The organism is Syntrophobacterales bacterium, from assembly GCA_019429105.1.
Lineage (GTDB): Bacteria > Desulfobacterota > Syntrophia > Syntrophales > UBA5619 > DYTH01.
This window is the reverse complement of the sequence record JAHYJE010000010.1, coordinates 44,712-61,280: the sequence shown is the minus strand read 5'-3', so window position 1 is coordinate 61,280 and position 16,569 is coordinate 44,712. Positions and strand designations below refer to the sequence as shown.

Sequence of the window (16,569 nt, the reverse complement as noted above, 5' to 3'; positions counted from 1 at the left end):
GAAAGTGAGGGAAACGCTTATTATGGAACAGCAGGCATTGCTCGGCAATGATACGGCGGAAAACGTTTATCATTGCATAAAGTGTGGGTTATGCTCGGCCCACTGTCCGGTTTATCGGGAAATCCGTATGGAACATGCCAGTCCCCGCGGCAAGGTGCAGATTACAAAAAAAATGCTGGAAAACGACCTGAGCCTGACAGAGGAGGTCAAAAAGGCGTTTTTGTCAACCTGCCTTCTCTGTGGTTCCTGCGTTGCCAATTGCCCGAGCGGCGTCGATCAGGTGAGCCTGTTTTCCGGCGTTCGCTGGCGCGCAATGCAAAAATACGGCGCCGACTGGCGCAAGCGGGCGATGTTCAGCGTGCTATCCAGTCGCTGGATGATGTCGGCCTCGGCTACGCTTGGCGAGTGGGCGCGGCGCAATTTCGGCGGGGCCTGGATTGAGTCCAGGCTCAATGCCGGTGCTCTTTGTGTCGAACGGATTCCGCCGCTGAATGAAAAGCCCTTCAACGAGATGGTGCCGGAGGTGGTTCAACCCCAAAAAGGGAAGACGAATGCCAGGGTGTTGTACTTCCACGGCTGCGCCACCAAGTACCTCTACGGCGACGTCGGCTTGGCGGTGGTCGATGTTTTGGGTAAGATGGGAGTAGAGGTAATCATCCCGAAGGATCAGGGATGCTGCGGGTTGCCGGTATTCTTTTCGGGAGAGCGGAAGGCCTCAATCGAGGTAATCCGGGAAAATCTGCGTCTCTTTGCGCGGGACGATGTGGATGCGGTGATCATTGACTGCGCCACCTGCAGCGCCTCGTTAAAAAATGAGTACCATCCTATTTTAAAGGAGCTGCAGGAGCTGGGTGAAGACGTGACTGACCAGGAGCTGAAGGCCGCAGCGCTGCTTTCGGCCAAGGTTCAGGATGTCAGTCTTTTCATCGATTCTCATAAGGAGTGGCTCCCGGCGATGAAGCCGGCCGGCGAAAAGATCAGGGTTACCTATCACGATCCCTGCCATCTGGCGAAAGGCCAGAAGGTGAGCGCACAGCCGAGGAATCTGCTGAAGTCGATTCCGGGCGTGGAATTTGTGGAAATGAACGGGGCGATCGACTGTTGCGGCGGCGGCGGTTCTTTTCAGATCGACTATCCGGAGATCTCGGCAAAGATCACCAAGCGCAAGACCGACAATATCGAGGCGACGAAGGCGCAGTTTTGTGCGACCGGTTGCCCCGGATGCAGTCTGACCATTTCCAACCACCTCGATCCGGCGATCAAGGTGGTCCATACGGTGCAGCTATTGCAGAAGGCCCTGCAATAATTTTTAAACGATGAGGCAATTGCAAAACTATTTGTCATTCCCGAATGCTTCTATCGGGAATACGGTTTTTCAAGCAGTTAGAACCAGATTCCCGCTTAAAATCATTGCGGGAATGACAGAATGTGAGAGTTTTGCAATTGCCTCCGATGTCATTTGGTTTTGACGTCCGGTCAATCTAAGGCTTGACGCAGCCTATGACTGATAGTAAGAAGAACGTGGAACGAACGGTTAAGCCAACTTTAAACTCTAAGCTGAAGTGCAGTATGGGGAGTTCCGGTTTTCATGCCGGAATGGAATTGCAACATAACAAAACAAGGAGGAGAGTTATGAGCAAAGTCAAAGAAGAGAAGAATGCGGAACAGGCAAAGGGCGCGGGTAAGGAATCTCGGCGTAACTTTTTGAAGACGGCGGCAGTTGTGGCCGGAGGCGCGGCAGGCGTTATGGGGTTCCCGGGGGTCATGCGTCTTTCCGCGGCGGCGCCGATCAAACTGAAGATGCAGACCGGCTGGGATGCGGGTACAGTCGGGTATGTAAAATTTCAGGACTTCGGGAAGAAGGTTGCCGAAGTGACCGAAGGCAAGTTGCTGGTCGAATGTCTGCCCGCCGGCGCCCTCGTTGGCACCTTCGAGATGTTCGATGCGGTTAAATCCGGGGTGTTCGACGCGATGCACTGCTTCGACGTTTACTGGCCCGGCAAGATCCCGGTGGCCACCTTCCTTTCCTCGTACCCCTTCGCCCTGGATCGCCCCGATCAGTGGGACGTCTGGTACGATGTGCTGGGAGGCAAGGAAATTGCCCGCGAGGCTTATGGCAAGCACAACATGCATTACATCGGGCCGATTCAACACGACGACAACCTGATCCACTCCAAGGTGCCGATCCGTTCTTTCGAGGATTTCAAAGGGAAGAAAATCCGTTATCCGGGTGGAATCATTGCCGACATTTACCGGGCGGCTGGCGTCTCCACGGTGCTGCTCCCCGGCGGCGAGGTCTATCCGGCACTGGAAAAGGGCGTGATCGACGCTTCCGATTATGTCGGATGGGCGATCAACTACAACCTCGGGTTTGCCGAAATTGCCAAGTACATCATCATGGGTCCCGCTTCCACGCCCTGTCTGCACCAGCCTGTTGACTTAATGAGCATCAATATCAACATGAATTCCTGGAAGAAGATCCCCAAGCACCTGCAGGGGCTTCTGGAGATGGCGGTAAAGTGGCATTCCTGGGATCACTACACGGCGATCCAGAAGGCCAACCTCGAAGCGATTCCCAAGTACAAGGCCAAGGGTGTCGAGGTTATTCACCTGAAGGAGTCCGATATCGAAAAATTCCGGAAATTCGCCCCCGAGCTTTGGGTGAAATGGGCAAAGAAGGATCCGCTGGCGATGAAGGCATTCAAGTCCCAGTGGGAATATATGAAGTCGGAAAAGGTGGCCTACTACACCGACAAGGATATGGTGGATAGCAAGGGCAAAAAACTGGTTATCTGATTCCCGTCCCAAGAGGGGGAGGGGGAAAATTTCCCTCTCCCTCATTTTTTATGAAAGGTTTTCAGGGGCTGGACAAAGGATGGCTTACCCCGCGGAAAGGGCGCTGCGACGGCGCGGTTTGTGTGGGCAAAGAACCCGTGCTTTTGCCCAAAAACCTGCAAGGGAACAGGAAAAAGAACAGAGGAAGGTTGATGTTATGGACAAATTGAGGACCTTTATGATGGCCGTCGAGAAGACCAACTTTTTCGTTGGCAGGATGATGGCCTATGTATCGCTGATCTGCGTGGTCGTGATCTCCTTCGAGGTGATTATGCGCTACGTCTTCGGCATGCCGACGAACTGGGGGCATGAAACCATGTTCAGCCTGTTCGCGATGTACTATGTCATGGTGGTGGGCGTCGCCCACTTCTGGCGGGCCCATGTGCGGGTCGATGTGTTCTACGCGACCCGAACTCCCCGGACCAAGGCGATCCTGGATCTGATCACCAGCGTTTTTTTCTATTGCTTTGTTCTGGTCTATATCTGGACCTCCTGGAACTTTTACTGGAGTTCCCAGATGATGAGCGCGGGAAACACGTTGTTCGGCATGGACCTAATCGGCGAGAATTCCTTCACCGACTGGGCGCCGCCCCTCTATCCCGTCAAATTCATGATGCCTTTCGGCGGGGTGCTGCTGCTTTTGCAGGGCATTGTCTGGACCATCCGGGACGCCCATCTGGCCTTTACAGGGAGGGAATTTAAATGAGCATTGAGTGGATAACCATCCTCCTTTTCGGGAGCATGATTTTTGTAATGTTTTTGGGTCTGCCGGTGGCCTTTGCCACCGGATTCGTCGGCATCCTCTTTACGGCGATCTTCCAGGGTCCGTCCGCGGTCAATGTCGTGCCGACGCGGATCTTCGGCCTGATGACCAATTACCTGCTGGATGCCATTCCGCTCTTTATCCTGATGGCGAACATCCTCGAACGCAGCGGGGTCATCGAGGACATCTACATGATGGTTTACCACTGGCTGGGCTGGCTCAAGGGCGGCGTCGCCACGGCGACGGTTGCCGCCTGCACGATGATGGCGGCGATGGCCGGTGTCGTCGGGGCCACAGAGGTGACGATGGGCATGATCGCCCTGCCGCAGATGCTCAACCGCAAGTACGACAAGGGGCTGGCGCTGGGAGGCATTCTGGCCGGCGGCACGCTGGGTATCCTGATCCCCCCGAGCGTCATGCTGATCGTCTATGGCATGGTGGATAATTCCTCCATCGGCCAGCTCTACTCAGGCGCCATCCTGCCGGGTTTCATGCTGGCGGGGATTTACATGATCTACATCACGATCCGCTGCTACATCAACCCCAAGCTCGGTCCCCCCGTCCCCAAGGAAGAGCGGCTCGATTGGGTCGGCCTGTTTAAGGTGGCGCTCCCGATCATTCCCGCCGCGATCCTGATCTTCCTCGTCCTCGGGACGATCGTTGTCGGGATTGCTGCCCCGACGGAGGCGGCGGGCGTCGGCTGTCTGGGGGCCTTTATCATCGCCAAGATCAAGGGGCGCATGCCCTGGAATGAACTCGTTCAGGCGGCGGTTAACACGATCAAGGCCACGGGTATGGTCATGTGGACCATGTTCGGGGCGAACGTCTTCATCGCGCTCTACATCATGGTGGGCGGTGGTGATTTTGTGAACTCCATGCTTCTCGGCTCGGGCCTCGGGAAATGGACAATCCTCTGGATCATGATGTTGATCCTGATCTTCCTGGGGATGTTCATCGACTGGGTCGGGATCATCATGTTGACGATCCCGCTCTTTGGGCCGATCATCCGGCAACTCGGGTTCGATCCGATCTGGTTCGGGGTTCTCTTCGCCGTAAATATGCAGATGTCCTTCCTGACACCGCCTTTCGGCATGTCGCTCTTCTACCTGAAGAGCGTGGCGCCGCCGGGCGTTTCCACGGTGGACGTCTGGAAATCGGCTTTTCCGTTTTTGGGGCTTCAGTTCGTCGGTCTGGTTCTGCTTATGATCTTCCCGGATATCATCCTCTGGGTGCCCAAGGTGCTCATGGGGAACTGAGCGACGCGCAGTTGGCGCAAGTCGTTTTGCAGATAGCGAGGGGTGCGGCGACGGGTTTTTCTCCCGCCGCCGCACCGATTAAAAATAAGGATGCGGCTGTCATTGGATAGAAGGATGGAACAAAAGACTGTTTTTCAAGCCCCTGTGCTTTTTATGGCTGTTTTCTACGGGGTGTTGCTGGTCTGGACCGTTGCCACCGTGCCGCTGATTTACCAGAAGTTTCAGCACGGTGAATTCATGGGAGACAAGCTCTACGCGTTCATGATCGCCTTTTTCTATCTGTTCACCTGGTTCTGGTCCCTGGGTCTGTTTTACCATATATCCCTCGATTTCGAGGGGCAGGTGGTTTTGAAAAGCTTGAGGCGGCGGCTGGAGCTGCCGGCGAAAAATATCCGCGAAGTAGAGGGGTCCCGGTTTTCCGGAGGATTCGGTTTTCTCAAACTCAAGTTGCCGAAGGAGAGCGGTTATTTATTTTGCCACGGAAGAAACAAAGAGTTGGATGAAATTATAGCAGGGATACGCAAAAGGAACCCCCTGCTGAAGATGGTGCGAATATAAAGACCGGTGGGCCTTATCGCTGATCGGTTCCGTAATCAATTAGAAGGAGAAGATGCGATGACGCAGATGTTTACCATTCCCGCCAATACCCTGCTGTTTTTCGGTCTCGGTATTGTGGTTGCTACGATCGGTTTTGTCATCTACGGCTGCCTCAAGGGCTGGGAAAACGTAATGAAGGATTATAAAGAGAAGCAGGATGAAGTGATCATCGATAGTTGAAATCGGCCCCGTCGGTAATTCAGCCTGCTTCGGAAAGTCCTGATTGCGCAAAGGCAGCGAAGTCTTCAGGTGTGTTGAGGTTTGTGAACATATTTCCCTGCGGGTCGAAAGAGCTCAGCGTGGCGGCGGGGATTTCCAGAACCTTGTGGCCAGGGTAGAAGTTTTTTATCTGCAGCCTGTTTTTATCAAGGAGATTCTTAATTGCCGGCAGGCAGGCACGCGAATAAACTGCGCAAAGCGGCTGCAGGCCATCCGGAGGAGAAGGAACAACAATATCGCAGCCTTTCGCCTTTTCTGCCATGTATTCAACAAAACTAATATTTAAAAAGGGCATGTCGCAGGCCATGACGAAGGCGTATTTATCCGGCGCGAAGAAAAGCCCTGTGTAAATGCCGCCCAGCGCTCCTTTTCCCGGAACGATATCGGTAACGATTGTTGCCTCCTTCAGCAGATATTCCTGCGGATTTGAGACGACAATCAGCACGTCCTTAAAAATGTTCCTTAAAAGACGGATGTTTCTGTCAATCAGTCTCTCTTCTGCTATCTTCAAGAACGCTTTGTTCGTTCCCATGCGGCTACTTTTCCCCCCCGCGAGAATCACCCCGGTCATTTTCTGTTCCATAGTTGCGCACTCTCGATATTGATCTGATTACGTTTCTTTTTGCTTCCCAACTCTTCCTGAATAAGCTTCACTAACGCTGCATTGACGCTCGATCCTTCTTTTTTTACCTGTTCTCATGGTATTTACGGTAACGGGCGTCAAGGATAACCACCTGACCGCTATCCGCCTCCGAGCGGATCAGGCGGCCGATGCCCTGGCGGAGTTTGATCGCCGTTTCGTAACGGTAGCGCTGCCAGTACTCCCTTTCGGTCAGGATGTTGCGGCGGGCGATCTGCAGCGGGTCCTGCGGGTGAGGAAAGGGAAGCCTGGTGATAACGACCTGGGTCAGCGTGTCGCCGGGAAAATCCACCCCGAACCAGAAAGAATCCACGCCGAAAAGGACGCTTTCCCGGATCTCCCGAAATTCATCGACCAAAGCGAGCGTGGAAACGCCGCTTTCCTGAAGGAGAAGGGGGTAGCCGGAAGCGCGGATATCGTCGCCGATTCGTGCCGCTATTTCCTTGAGATCTCCGTAGCTTGCAAATAAAACGAGGGTTCTTCCCCGATTTTCGCGGACAAGCCCGGGAAGCAGCTCCGCGACCCGGGACAGCCAGAATTCCTTGCTTTCATAAGCTCCGCTGAGGGCCTCCGGAGGCACGCTGATTACAAAGGCGTCGGGCGCAAAAGGGGAGGGGATCGCCTCAAAACGAAAATCCCGCCCCTGTTTGTTATTCCCTCGGCAAGGATGTACGTCCAGGCCTTCATTCTCGCGGAGGCGGGCAAGCGCAGCTTCCTGATCATAATCCGGAACAGGGCTGGATGCCGGCTCCAGTCCGGCAGCGCAATTTTTGCCATTTTCACCTGCCGGAGCAATATCATCGCCATTAACCTTTGTTTGCCGAGCATCTGTCATGTTTTTGGTCAGCTCCTGCTGAAGAACTCTACGCTTGTCGGCGCTGGAAGGATCTTCCGGATTTGTTCCGGATGATGGGGCTTTCTTTGGCGACATGCCGGCAATACTCATGAAGCCGGCGAAGCTCTCATTCTGACGAAGAGTGGCCGAGGTGAAGATCACGCTGTCCCAGATTTTGTAGAGGTGAGTGCGGAGAATGTCCGCCACCTCTACCGCCTGAGTGGAAACGCTCCAGTGGTGAACGTAAAGCACCGCCGCGGTTACATATTCAGGAGATTCGCAGGCGTCGGCGATGGCCTTTATGGTATCGCCATATTCCTCCATGTCCTGCAGCGCCGTCCTCAACCGTTCGAGGGTCCGGGGGCGGATGCCGAGCTGCCGGCATGATTCATCGTCCTTTAAAAATGAGAGGCAGACCGCTATTTTTTTGAGGGCTTTCCGTAGATCGAGAAGCTGGCAGTTCAAGCGCCCTTTTCGGAAGGAGGGATATTCCGCGGGGATGATAGTTGCCTTGCCGCCAGCGAGAGCACCCCGAACTGACGAGATAACTGAAGAAAATGCCGACATTTCTTCGCGAAGAACATTAATTGCGTCAAGCGCTTCGCCGGCGGCCTTCACGCCGGGGCTTTCCTGGGAAGGCGGGATGCGCCGGAGCGCCGTTTCGATATAGGTTGCGGAGTCGGAAATCTCGCGCGACGAGACCTCCAGCGCAAAGGCGCCGCGGACGGCCTGTTCGAAATGATTGGCCTCGTCGATGATGCAGTTCCCGAAAATTCCCGCCAAGGCCCCATCCTTGTTCAGCAAGGCCAGCTTGTGGTGATTGGTGATTATAAGACGGGCGTTCAGGGCCTCGGCGACGATTACCTGGGCCGGGCAGCGTAAATGGTGGCGGGAGCAGCCGCTGCGGGCCGATATTTCATGCTGGAGGCGGCGGAAAAAAAAGCCGTCGTTGAGATGAAAGCGGATTCTTTCTCCGGTTGTCTCGCCGCCCACCTGCCGGAAATAATATATTTTATTGACAAAATAGAGCCACAACAGCAATCTGCTTCCAAAAAGCGCCTCTTCATAGAGATGGTCGAGTTTCTCGGCGCACAGGTAGTTCGATTTGCCCTTCAACATCGCGACCGGTATTTTTTTGTAGGTCGGCTTGAGGGAGGCGGCAAGCGGGAGCTCTCGCCGGACGAGCTGTTCCTGGAGGTTTTTCGTGTAGGTGGAGATAGCTATGCGGGCGCCAGGGTTTTTTGCCAGAAACTCCATGGTGGGAATCAGGTAGCCCTGGGTTTTTCCGGTCCCTGTTCCCGCCTCGATTGTGAGCACCTCGCGCTCGTTGAGGGCGGTTGCCACGTGCTTGGCGTAGGCGATCTGCGGGGGGCGAATTACGTAGTTTTTCGTCTTCGCCGAGAGCGCCCGATAGATATCTTCAATATGGGGCAGGGAAACCTTTTTTCGCCTTTCCTCGGGAACGGGAACAGGTATTTTGAGCGGGGCCTTTTCCAGAAAACCTTTCCAGTCGTCCGTTTCGTCGCCGCTGCCGGGGTTGAAAAGCTCTCCGAAATAATTTTGAAAGTTGCTGTTCAGGCCGATAAAAAGATCGCCGAAGAGGGTTTCACTTTTTCGGAGGTAGAAACGCAGGGCCGCGGCCGGGGGGAATTCCGCCGGATTGAGAATAAAACCGGATAGATGTTTGAGCAGCTCGACTGAAAGAAGGAGCGCCTCTTCGGCGCTGAAGGAAAACTTCTCCCGCTTTTTCCCGTGCAGGTATTCCCACAGGGATTTAAGCGAGGCGGTGTTGGCATGGGGCAGAAAGAATTCGGCGGCGAACCGCAGATCGACCACGCGGGGGTTCCCGTAAACCGCCAGCAGCGACTCTATTTCCTCCCGCGGATTCAGCGTGACAACGATATTTGTTTCCCGAAACAGGGGGAAGAGAAAAGCGGCGACATCGGCAAAGGTAGGGGCGCCCTGCAGGATATCGCGGGAGACGCCCGAGAGGCGATAGTCCCGCTCCGTCGTTTTTTTGTACCGTACCGGCGACGAGAACGGTTCCCCTTCACCCTTGGGAGAGAGCGGCTGTGCGGCTATCTGGTAGATGCGGCTGCCTTCGTCTTCATCCTTTCCGCAATGGGCGAAAAGACAAATGATATTTGATATTTCCCCATTGTATGGGAGAAGCATTAAACAGCCTTTCTTGCTGAAACATTAATTTTTTCCAAGACTGCCATTTTCCCTTGCTTCATCCGTAATTTACCAGCAAGGCAAGTATAGCATGGAGCGTTGCGCTGATAAAGAGGATTATCCCCACTCTCTTTGCCGCCAAGTATTGGCATGTATGGAATCCTCCTGAAATTGATTGCTAAGGCAATGCTTTTTCAGGGCAGGATTATCGTCGCTTTGCTAAAAGTGGCGCCGCAGAGTCAGGTAAAAACTGACGTCCGGCGCGGTTCCGACGGCAATGTCTTCTCCCACGCCGACATCGAGGGATGTTTTGTCCGATAAGAAAAGCGTCCCGCCGGCGATCAACTGAACTGAATTGGCAGATATTTCTTTCAGATCACTGTCGCGATAAAAGGGCGTGTGGGCATCCGCCTGCACCTTCAGCCCCAGCCAGGGGAGAGGAGTCTTCCACCCTAAGCCCAGGCTGCCGAAGACGACCCAATTTTTCTGTTGCTCGGCCAGCACCTTGCCCTTTGTCATGTAAAGCGCGCCCAAAGAGCCGTAAGTGGTCCATTTGCCGAACTCAAATTTGGCTTCCGACCCCCCTGTCAGCGACAACGCGATGTCCGTACTGCCGCTTCCCTGGAGGCAATCGCTTTCGCCAGTGGGCAGTTTGAGACTGATGTTTAAGGCCAATCCGTCTTTATCCTGGTCTCCAGACTGGTACAGTTGCCAGGCGCTGGTCAAGGAGATGTCGCCCACGCCGGAATCAGCAGAATCAACACGCAGGCGGGTGACGCCGTCGCGGCGATATAGATAGAGCAAACGATTGTGCGGCGCCAGATCCCTGCCTCCCTGCGGAAGGCCGACGGCGCCATGGTAGCTCTCAATGAAGCTGTCCCCAAAACCCCCGCTTTGAGAGATATAGGGGATGTTTACACCTACCTCCCAGCGGGGCAAAAGACCGTGCCTTGCCATCAAGGTAAACTTGGTCGTTTCTCCATCAAGGATGATTGCCTCCCGCGTATTGTCATTGGTTGTGTAATTGCTCGATAATACGGCATTAACACCTACCTCTGTTTGCCCCGGCGCCATGACGATGAAATTTCCCGTACCGGGCAGCCCAAAGATTCCCACCAGGGGACTTTGATTGATGCTGGCAAAAGGCGCCATCTCGCTGGCGGCGGCAGGGTTGGGTAAAGTCAGCCCGAACAGGCAGAAGGCGATTAAAGCAACGATATCAATCTTTTTTTGCATGTTAACTCCTTGATAATGGTTTGTTTTCTTTGGCCTGGGGTATAGGTGGGCTGCTTTTTCTTGTCAAGGGATATTTTTATCTTCTTGAAAGTTTTCGGAAGCGGGTCTAAAAGCGGCGGGGAAGGGAGGTTGAGTTTTTCAGTGGAACGTTATCAGATTGAGGATGTGGAGATATTGTTTGACTGCGCCGGGAGGGATGACTGGGGCAAGTTCAGCTTTCCCGTCTGGTACGGCATACCCGTCAAGATCAAATGGCGCGGATATCGTTTTGATTTCAATCTGCGCGGGGGGTGGAAATGGATCACGGGCGGGCATGGCGTCTGGCCCGACGCCCAGGAGATGTTGAAGCGAACCGACAAAAACGGACTGATTTATTATGGCGTTGAAGACTACGCCGATTATGATCTCATCAAGAACTTCTATATACCCTACAACGGCGTCTATAATTTTGATCTTTTTCCGGTTAATCCACTGAAAGCAGGCCATGTAAAGCAGGCTTTGCGGTCTGTTTGCGAACTTGCCAAAGAGGCGGGCAGGCTTTCCGGGACGGCGGCTGGCGGGCGGGCCCGTGATTTCTTGCTCAAGGTTGCCGCCTGCGATCGGGAGGGACTGGCCGTCGAGGCTGAGCTCCTGTACCGCATCATGGGAACAAATCTGCCGGTGCTTCCCCCGGATACGATCGATGTCGATTATGAGGTTATTCCTCTTATTGTTACCGATGGTTGCGACTATAACTGCCGGTTTTGCACATTCACGGCGCATGATTCCCTGCAGGTGCGCAACAGGGAAAATATCCGTCAGCAGATAAGCTCTTTGAAAGATTTCTATGGAGAGGACCTGATAAATTATAATTCAATCCTTCTGGGGCAAAACGACGCGCTCGCGGGAGGGGAAGAAATCCTGATCACCGCGGCAAGCCTGGCCTATGAAGGGTTGAATCTTGCCTCATCCTTTCACAAGGGGCCCGCCAATCTTTTTTTCTTCGGCAGCGTTGATCCCTTTCTGAAGGCGAAAAGCTCCCTGTTCGACGCACTCGACAATTTGCCCTTCCGGACGTTTCTCAATATCGGGCTGGAGTCGTTTGATCAGGAAACGCTGTCAATTTTGGGAAAGCCGCTTACCGCCGAAAAAACGAAGGAGGCCTTTCGGAAAATGATGGCGGTAAACAGGGGCTGGCAGAGGGTCACGGTCAGTTGCAATTTTGTTTTGGGAGGCGAGCTGCCGCAAGCTCACAAGGAAGGAATAAAAAAAATGCTCTCCGCAGAGACGACGGCCCGAGATCGGGGCACGGCTTTTCTTTCCCCGCTTTTCGGAAGGGCACAGAGAAGAAAAATAATCAATGAGTTTGTAGAGATAAAAAGAAGCTCCCCTTTGCCGGTTTTTATCTATCTGGCGCAGAGACTATGAAAAGGGCAGCTTTCAGCCTTTTTTACGTGATTCCAGAAACAAGCTGATCGCTGCTTGCAATTCTTCTCCGGCAAGCAGGGTTGACTGATGATAAGCCTCCAAGGCGAGGGCCGAAGCAAGGTCGGTATCACAGCCCTTTTCCAGCGTTTCCTTGATGGAGCTCATGGCCTTCGCTGATTTTGAGGCGAGTCTGTCAATCAGCAGCTTTGTTTCTGTGTCGAGTTCGGAATCCGGCACGGATTTGTAGATAAGCCCGAGGGCGGCAGCCTCTTTACCGCTGATTACATCTCCGAGAAGGGCCAGTTCCTTGGCCTTGGCCATCCCGACCAGATGGGGGAGGAAATAGGAAGCTCCGCCATCTAAGGATATGCCCAGATTGACGAACGCCTCGCAGAATCTTGCCTCATCTGCGGCAACGACAAAATCGCCCGCCAGCGCCAGCCCGCAGCCGTAGCCGTAAACATTCCCCCTTACCTTGCAGATAACGGGCTGGGGAATTCTTTTGATGGCAAGGATAAGTCCTCCTGCCGTGTTTTTCATAAACTGAAATGACTGCGCGGGATCGGCGGAGGCGCCCAGCAGAGACATATCCGCCCCCGTCGTAAAATTTCCGCCGGCACCCTGGAGCAACACGACACGGATGTCCGGATCTGCTCCAACCTCTGCGAAAGCGGCTAACAGCGTGGACATGGTTTCGGCGGTCAGAGCATTCATCACCGCGGGCCGATTGATGGTTATTGTCGCTAAGCCATTTTCCCGGCTGATCAGCACTTGGTTTTCGGACATATAATTTTTTTCTCCCGAGCCAATTGCAAAACTCCCAACGCTGTCATTCCCGCAACGCTTCTGGGCGGGAAAACGAAGTTTAATGTTCATAATCCATTTTTTAACTATTTGAAATCATGGATGCCCGACAAAAGCACTCGGGCATGACACGGAGTTTCGCAATTACCTCTCCCTATAAAAGTCGCCGCCAGGTGCGAAACGACCGGCCTTCTTAAGCTTGGAACGGCGGCCAAACTAACGGAAGCATCGCGGAAATGTCAACATATATTTCTATATTTCTTCAAGGTGCCGAAGAAAGCAAAAGATGTTTGTCTTGATAAAACAGAGTTGCCATTGTAGAATGATCGCCAATATCAAGGCAGAAAGCGACTTGCCCGGGAGCAGGGGTATAAAACGATTTATCCGGATGACAGGGAAAACGAAGTTCAATGTTCAGAAAGGAGCTGGCAATGACACATAAGGATGCAGGGGGATACGCGGCGAAACATGCTTCGGGAACAGTTGTTGAGGAGAAACTGGCTGCGGCGATACGGGAAAATAGCGTTGAGGGGAAGATTGCCTGCGCGCAGGCCGAGGTGATCAGCGCGAAACTCGGGGTTACGCTGAGCGAGGTTGGCGTCGCTGTTGATCTCTTGGAGATCAGGATAAAGAACTGTCAGCTTGGACTTTTCGGCTTTCCCAAAGAAAAATTTCCCGGAGGAAAAACGGTTGGGCCGGCGAAGATGGTTGCGCCGGATATTGAAGCCGCCATTCGCGCCCGGCTTGTTGAAGAAAAACTTTCCTGCAAGTCAGCCTGGGAGATAGCTGCTGAAAAAGGGCTGTCGAAAATGGCGGTTTCCGAGGCCTGCGAGAATCTGAAAATTCGCATCAAGCCTTGTCAACTCGGCGCTTTCTGATCCCACTTACCATTTTCGAGGATAAACGGGCTTGCAACGCTGTCCTCGACATGAAAAACGCGGCATTTTTCAAAGGTTTCACCGACTATTCTGCTCTACATAGCAGTTCAGTATGCGGTGGATCGCCTCGGTGTTGAGACGGGCGTGCTGAAGGATCTGCTGGAGCGTCAATTCGCGTTTCCCGATGCCATGGGCGTAGTTGTCAACCGAGCACAGAGATGCGTAACTGATATTCAGCTCTTGAGCGATAATTGCCTCGCTTGCCATTGTCATCCCGATGATGTCGGCGAATTGCGAGATCATCGCTATTTCTGCCCGTGTTTCCAGGCGAGGACCGGCGGATTGCCAGTATATTCCGCCGTCAACAGGATTTATGGCGCATTCATGGGCCGCCTGGTGCAATTTCTGTCGAACTTCCTGATTCAGGCGCGGTGTGATATGAACAGGTTCTCCTTGGACCGCGGTTATGCCAGCGCCGAGCTGGATGTAATCGTCAGGAATAACGAAAGTCCCCGGTTTTATACGGAGTTTCAGGGTGCCGGTTGAGTTTACGCCGATAACCTCAGTTGCCCCAAGCTTTTTCAAAGCGGCAAGGTTGGCCGGGTGGTTGATCAGATGTGGCAGAATATGAGAGTCAGGGTCGCTGCCATGACGGGCGATTAACAACACTCTCGCCGAATGAAAGACCACCGCTCGACCGAATTTTGTTTCCACGGCTTCTTCGCGAAGGTCGGAAAATATTCCTTGGCCGTTGAGCAGAACCGTTCCAGAGATGATGCCGAGAGTTTTCATGGTTATCCTTTCCTGAGATCGTCGAGGGGGTTTATACCAGCTTGCCGGACTTCTGTCAAAATCGTCTTTTCGCTGAATGATGAACGTCAATCTTGATTGACATATCCCCGTTCTTTGTGCAATAGTCGCCCCCATTCGCGCGGTTATAAAAGGTACAGCTGTTGGATTATTAAGAATAAGCCCTTCGGGAAAGGAAAAGTTGAGATGGTTCATGATAAGAAAGTTTTTGCGGCGCTCCTGATTGCGGTTTTTTTGCTGGCCGGCTGTAAAATGTGGCTGCCCTGGCAAAGCAGAACCGGAATGCCCCGGGCGAATCCCGAGAGCATTTATCAACAGGGTTTGGAAGAGTACAATGCCGGCAGCTACAAGCGTTCCATCGAACTCTTTCAGCGGGTCAAAGAGGAGTATCCGCTCAGCCCGCTGGCCATTATGGCGGAGATGGGGGTTGCCGATTCCTTTTTCAGCAGCAAGGAATATCCGGAGGCGGCGCTTGCCTATAAAGAATTCGTTGATCTGCATCCGACAAACGAAAATCTGCCTTATGCCATGTACCAGACCGGGATGTGCTATCTGAATCAACTGACAACGATAGATCGCGACAACTCCGAGGCTTTCAAGGCGATCAAGGAGTTTGAAAGGCTGACGGCGCGTTTCCCCGAAAGCAAATTCTCTGTGCTGGCCGGGAAGAAGATTCTGGAGTGCCGAAAGAGCATGGGAGAAAAAGAGTTATATATCGGTGAGTTCTATTTCAAAACAAAGAAATACGCGGCCTCGCTGCGACGTCTCGAAAAGGTCGCGCGCGACTACGCCAATATTGGGCTTGATGATAAAAAGGTCAATCGTCTGATAACCGAAGCGAAAAACCATCTCAACGCCCCGGAGAAGAAAAAAAGCTGGTGGTTGTTTTAGGGCCTGTCCACAAATAGCCTGAACATCTTGCATCTCATCTTTGGGCCGTCTTTGGCTGTGGCTCAATCACAAAATCCTCAACGTAGCGCTGCTACGTCTGCGGTTTTGTTCAATCGCCGCAACCAAATCCAACCCAAATCTGAGGGCAATCTTGCCCGGGTTAATTGTGGACAGGCCCTTAGGGGGAGGCTTGCCCGCTCAACTGACCGCAGGCGGCGAGAATATCCCGTCCGTGACTGGCGCGCAGGATTGCCGTGTAATGGTGATCAAGCAGAATCTGCTGAAAGGTCGAAACTGCCGCGGGTGTGGGAGTATGATAGGCGGAGCCGGGGAACTCGTTGAAGGCGATCAGGTTTAATTTGCAGTGCAGCCCCCGGAGGAGGCGAACGAGCTTTTTGGCATCCTCAACCGAATCATTGACGCCCGCAAGCAGAATGTATTCGAAGGTCAGCATTCGCCTTCCCGGCATCGGGTACTCCCGGCAGGCGGCAAGGAGTTCCGGCAGGGGATATTTGCGGTTGATCGGCATCAATTCGTCCCTTTTGCGGTTGTCCGGGGCGTTCAGGGAAATGGCGAGATTGACGCAGATGTCCCGGCCCAGACGTTTGATCAGCGGGGCGAGGCCGGAGGTGGAGACGGTTATCTTGCGGCTGGAAAAGCCGAGCCCGTAATCGGAAATCAGGATTTTGATCGCCTTCAAGACGTTGTCATAGTTAGCCAGCGGTTCTCCCATTCCCATCAGGACGATATTCTTGATATTTGGTCCTTCCGGCAGATTGCGCCGCAGCATGGTCATCTGGCCGGTAATCTCGGAGGGTTTCAGGTCGCGCTTGAACCCCAGGCTGCCAGTAAGACAGAAGCGGCAGCCCATGGCGCAGCCTGCCTGTGTTGAGATGCAGGCGGTCCAGTGGTTGCGTCCGGGTATGAGGACGCTTTCGATGAAAAAATCATCGGACAGCCGGAAGAGGACCTTCTTTGTTCCATCCTCAGACGCCTGGAGCCTTTCTATTGCCGGTTCGGAAAGATGGGCCAGTTCGGCCAGACGGGAGCGAAACTCCTGCGAGAGGGTGGTCATTTCTGCAAAAGAGGCTGCCCCGCCGTTGTAAAGCCATTTCATGATCTGGCGGGCCCGGTACTTCTCCTTTCCCAACCCGACAATCAGGGCTTCTATCTCTTCAAGGGACAAATCCCTGATGTTAGGTTTTGCTGTCATATTTTTCAGG

The 16,569-nt window shown here is 53.5% G+C and carries 16 protein-coding genes; 9 read left to right on the top strand and 7 right to left on the bottom strand.

Annotated elements, in window-relative coordinates:
• The first annotated feature begins 22 nt into the window (after window positions 1-22).
• The 6 genes from K0B01_05130 to K0B01_05105 all read left to right on the top strand — a co-directional run bounded on the left by K0B01_05130 (window position 23) and on the right by K0B01_05105 (window position 5,631).
• Entirely contained in the window at window positions 23-1,306 is a 1,284-nt protein-coding gene (locus K0B01_05130) for a (Fe-S)-binding protein (GenBank protein ID MBW6485519.1), read from the top strand.
• Between the two features lie 326 nt (window positions 1,307-1,632).
• Window positions 1,633-2,796, top strand: a complete 1,164-nt coding sequence (dctP, locus tag K0B01_05125; GenBank protein MBW6485518.1) for a TRAP transporter substrate-binding protein DctP — start codon at window positions 1,633-1,635, stop codon at window positions 2,794-2,796.
• A 196-nt stretch (window positions 2,797-2,992) separates the two neighbouring features.
• A complete protein-coding gene (locus tag K0B01_05120) occupies window positions 2,993-3,541 on the top strand; it encodes a TRAP transporter small permease subunit (GenBank protein MBW6485517.1) in 549 nt (182 codons plus the stop codon).
• A complete protein-coding gene (locus K0B01_05115) occupies window positions 3,538-4,854 on the top strand; it encodes a TRAP transporter large permease subunit (GenBank protein MBW6485516.1) in 1,317 nt (438 codons plus the stop codon). Before K0B01_05120 ends, K0B01_05115 begins: the two co-directional genes overlap by 4 nt.
• 114 nt (window positions 4,855-4,968) lie before the next feature.
• Window positions 4,969-5,412 carry a hypothetical protein gene (locus tag K0B01_05110; GenBank protein MBW6485515.1) on the top strand — a complete coding sequence of 148 codons (444 nt, stop codon included), beginning with the start codon at window positions 4,969-4,971 and terminating at the stop codon, window positions 5,410-5,412.
• A 57-nt stretch (window positions 5,413-5,469) separates the two neighbouring features.
• Window positions 5,470-5,631, top strand: a complete 162-nt coding sequence (locus K0B01_05105) for a hypothetical protein (GenBank protein MBW6485514.1) — start codon at window positions 5,470-5,472, stop codon at window positions 5,629-5,631.
• Between the two features lie 19 nt (window positions 5,632-5,650).
• Here the strand turns inward: K0B01_05105 and K0B01_05100 are convergent, their stop codons facing one another.
• From K0B01_05100 to K0B01_05085, 4 genes are all read right to left on the bottom strand, one after another.
• Entirely contained in the window at window positions 5,651-6,253 is a 603-nt protein-coding gene (locus tag K0B01_05100) for a molybdenum cofactor guanylyltransferase (protein MBW6485513.1), read from the bottom strand.
• 103 nt (window positions 6,254-6,356) lie between these two features.
• Window positions 6,357-9,320 carry a hypothetical protein gene (locus K0B01_05095; protein MBW6485512.1) on the bottom strand — a complete coding sequence of 988 codons (2,964 nt, stop codon included), beginning with the start codon at window positions 9,318-9,320 and terminating at the stop codon, window positions 6,357-6,359.
• Window positions 9,320-9,472, bottom strand: coding sequence for a hypothetical protein (locus K0B01_05090; GenBank protein ID MBW6485511.1), 153 nt, complete (start codon window positions 9,470-9,472; stop codon window positions 9,320-9,322). Before K0B01_05090 ends, K0B01_05095 begins: the two co-directional genes overlap by 1 nt.
• 67 nt (window positions 9,473-9,539) lie before the next feature.
• Window positions 9,540-10,556, bottom strand: coding sequence for a DUF3187 family protein (locus tag K0B01_05085; protein ID MBW6485510.1), 1,017 nt, complete (start codon window positions 10,554-10,556; stop codon window positions 9,540-9,542).
• Between the two features lie 141 nt (window positions 10,557-10,697).
• Between K0B01_05085 and K0B01_05080 the strand changes: the two genes are divergently transcribed.
• Entirely contained in the window at window positions 10,698-11,963 is a 1,266-nt protein-coding gene (locus K0B01_05080; GenBank protein MBW6485509.1) for a radical SAM protein, read from the top strand.
• 12 nt (window positions 11,964-11,975) lie between these two features.
• Here K0B01_05080 and K0B01_05075 read toward each other — a convergent pair whose 3' ends face one another.
• Complete coding sequence (locus K0B01_05075; GenBank protein MBW6485508.1) at window positions 11,976-12,749, bottom strand: enoyl-CoA hydratase/isomerase family protein; 774 nt, start codon at window positions 12,747-12,749, stop codon at window positions 11,976-11,978.
• Window positions 12,750-13,198: 449 nt separating this feature from the next.
• Between K0B01_05075 and K0B01_05070 the strand changes: the two genes are divergently transcribed.
• Window positions 13,199-13,645: a hypothetical protein gene (locus K0B01_05070; GenBank protein ID MBW6485507.1), complete on the top strand. Its 447-nt coding sequence runs from the start codon at window positions 13,199-13,201 to the stop codon at window positions 13,643-13,645.
• Between the two features lie 78 nt (window positions 13,646-13,723).
• Here the strand turns inward: K0B01_05070 and K0B01_05065 are convergent, their stop codons facing one another.
• Window positions 13,724-14,437 carry an MTAP family purine nucleoside phosphorylase gene (locus K0B01_05065; GenBank protein MBW6485506.1) on the bottom strand — a complete coding sequence of 238 codons (714 nt, stop codon included), beginning with the start codon at window positions 14,435-14,437 and terminating at the stop codon, window positions 13,724-13,726.
• A 204-nt stretch (window positions 14,438-14,641) separates the two neighbouring features.
• Between K0B01_05065 and K0B01_05060 the strand changes: the two genes are divergently transcribed.
• Window positions 14,642-15,346 carry an outer membrane protein assembly factor BamD gene (locus tag K0B01_05060; protein ID MBW6485505.1) on the top strand — a complete coding sequence of 235 codons (705 nt, stop codon included), beginning with the start codon at window positions 14,642-14,644 and terminating at the stop codon, window positions 15,344-15,346.
• A gap of 178 nt (window positions 15,347-15,524) precedes the next feature.
• Here K0B01_05060 and rlmN read toward each other — a convergent pair whose 3' ends face one another.
• Window positions 15,525-16,559 (bottom strand): 23S rRNA (adenine(2503)-C(2))-methyltransferase RlmN, encoded by a 1,035-nt coding sequence (gene rlmN, locus K0B01_05055; protein MBW6485504.1) that lies wholly within the window; start codon window positions 16,557-16,559, stop codon window positions 15,525-15,527.
• Window positions 16,560-16,569 lie beyond the last annotated feature (10 nt).

Coding starts and splice junctions, on each gene's coding strand:
- K0B01_05130 (MBW6485519.1), top strand. CDS start 23: ATGGAACAGCAGGCATTGCTCGGCAATGATACGGCGGAAAACGTTTAT.
- dctP (MBW6485518.1), top strand. CDS start 1,633: ATGAGCAAAGTCAAAGAAGAGAAGAATGCGGAACAGGCAAAGGGCGCG.
- K0B01_05120 (MBW6485517.1), top strand. CDS start 2,993: ATGGACAAATTGAGGACCTTTATGATGGCCGTCGAGAAGACCAACTTT.
- K0B01_05115 (MBW6485516.1), top strand. CDS start 3,538: ATGAGCATTGAGTGGATAACCATCCTCCTTTTCGGGAGCATGATTTTT.
- K0B01_05110 (MBW6485515.1), top strand. CDS start 4,969: ATGGAACAAAAGACTGTTTTTCAAGCCCCTGTGCTTTTTATGGCTGTT.
- K0B01_05105 (MBW6485514.1), top strand. CDS start 5,470: ATGACGCAGATGTTTACCATTCCCGCCAATACCCTGCTGTTTTTCGGT.
- K0B01_05100 (MBW6485513.1), bottom strand. CDS start 6,253: ATGGAACAGAAAATGACCGGGGTGATTCTCGCGGGGGGGAAAAGTAGC.
- K0B01_05095 (MBW6485512.1), bottom strand. CDS start 9,320: ATGCTTCTCCCATACAATGGGGAAATATCAAATATCATTTGTCTTTTC.
- K0B01_05090 (MBW6485511.1), bottom strand. CDS start 9,472: ATGCCAATACTTGGCGGCAAAGAGAGTGGGGATAATCCTCTTTATCAG.
- K0B01_05085 (MBW6485510.1), bottom strand. CDS start 10,556: ATGCAAAAAAAGATTGATATCGTTGCTTTAATCGCCTTCTGCCTGTTC.
- K0B01_05075 (MBW6485508.1), bottom strand. CDS start 12,749: ATGTCCGAAAACCAAGTGCTGATCAGCCGGGAAAATGGCTTAGCGACA.
- K0B01_05070 (MBW6485507.1), top strand. CDS start 13,199: ATGACACATAAGGATGCAGGGGGATACGCGGCGAAACATGCTTCGGGA.
- K0B01_05065 (MBW6485506.1), bottom strand. CDS start 14,437: ATGAAAACTCTCGGCATCATCTCTGGAACGGTTCTGCTCAACGGCCAA.
- K0B01_05060 (MBW6485505.1), top strand. CDS start 14,642: ATGGTTCATGATAAGAAAGTTTTTGCGGCGCTCCTGATTGCGGTTTTT.
- rlmN (MBW6485504.1), bottom strand. CDS start 16,559: ATGACAGCAAAACCTAACATCAGGGATTTGTCCCTTGAAGAGATAGAA.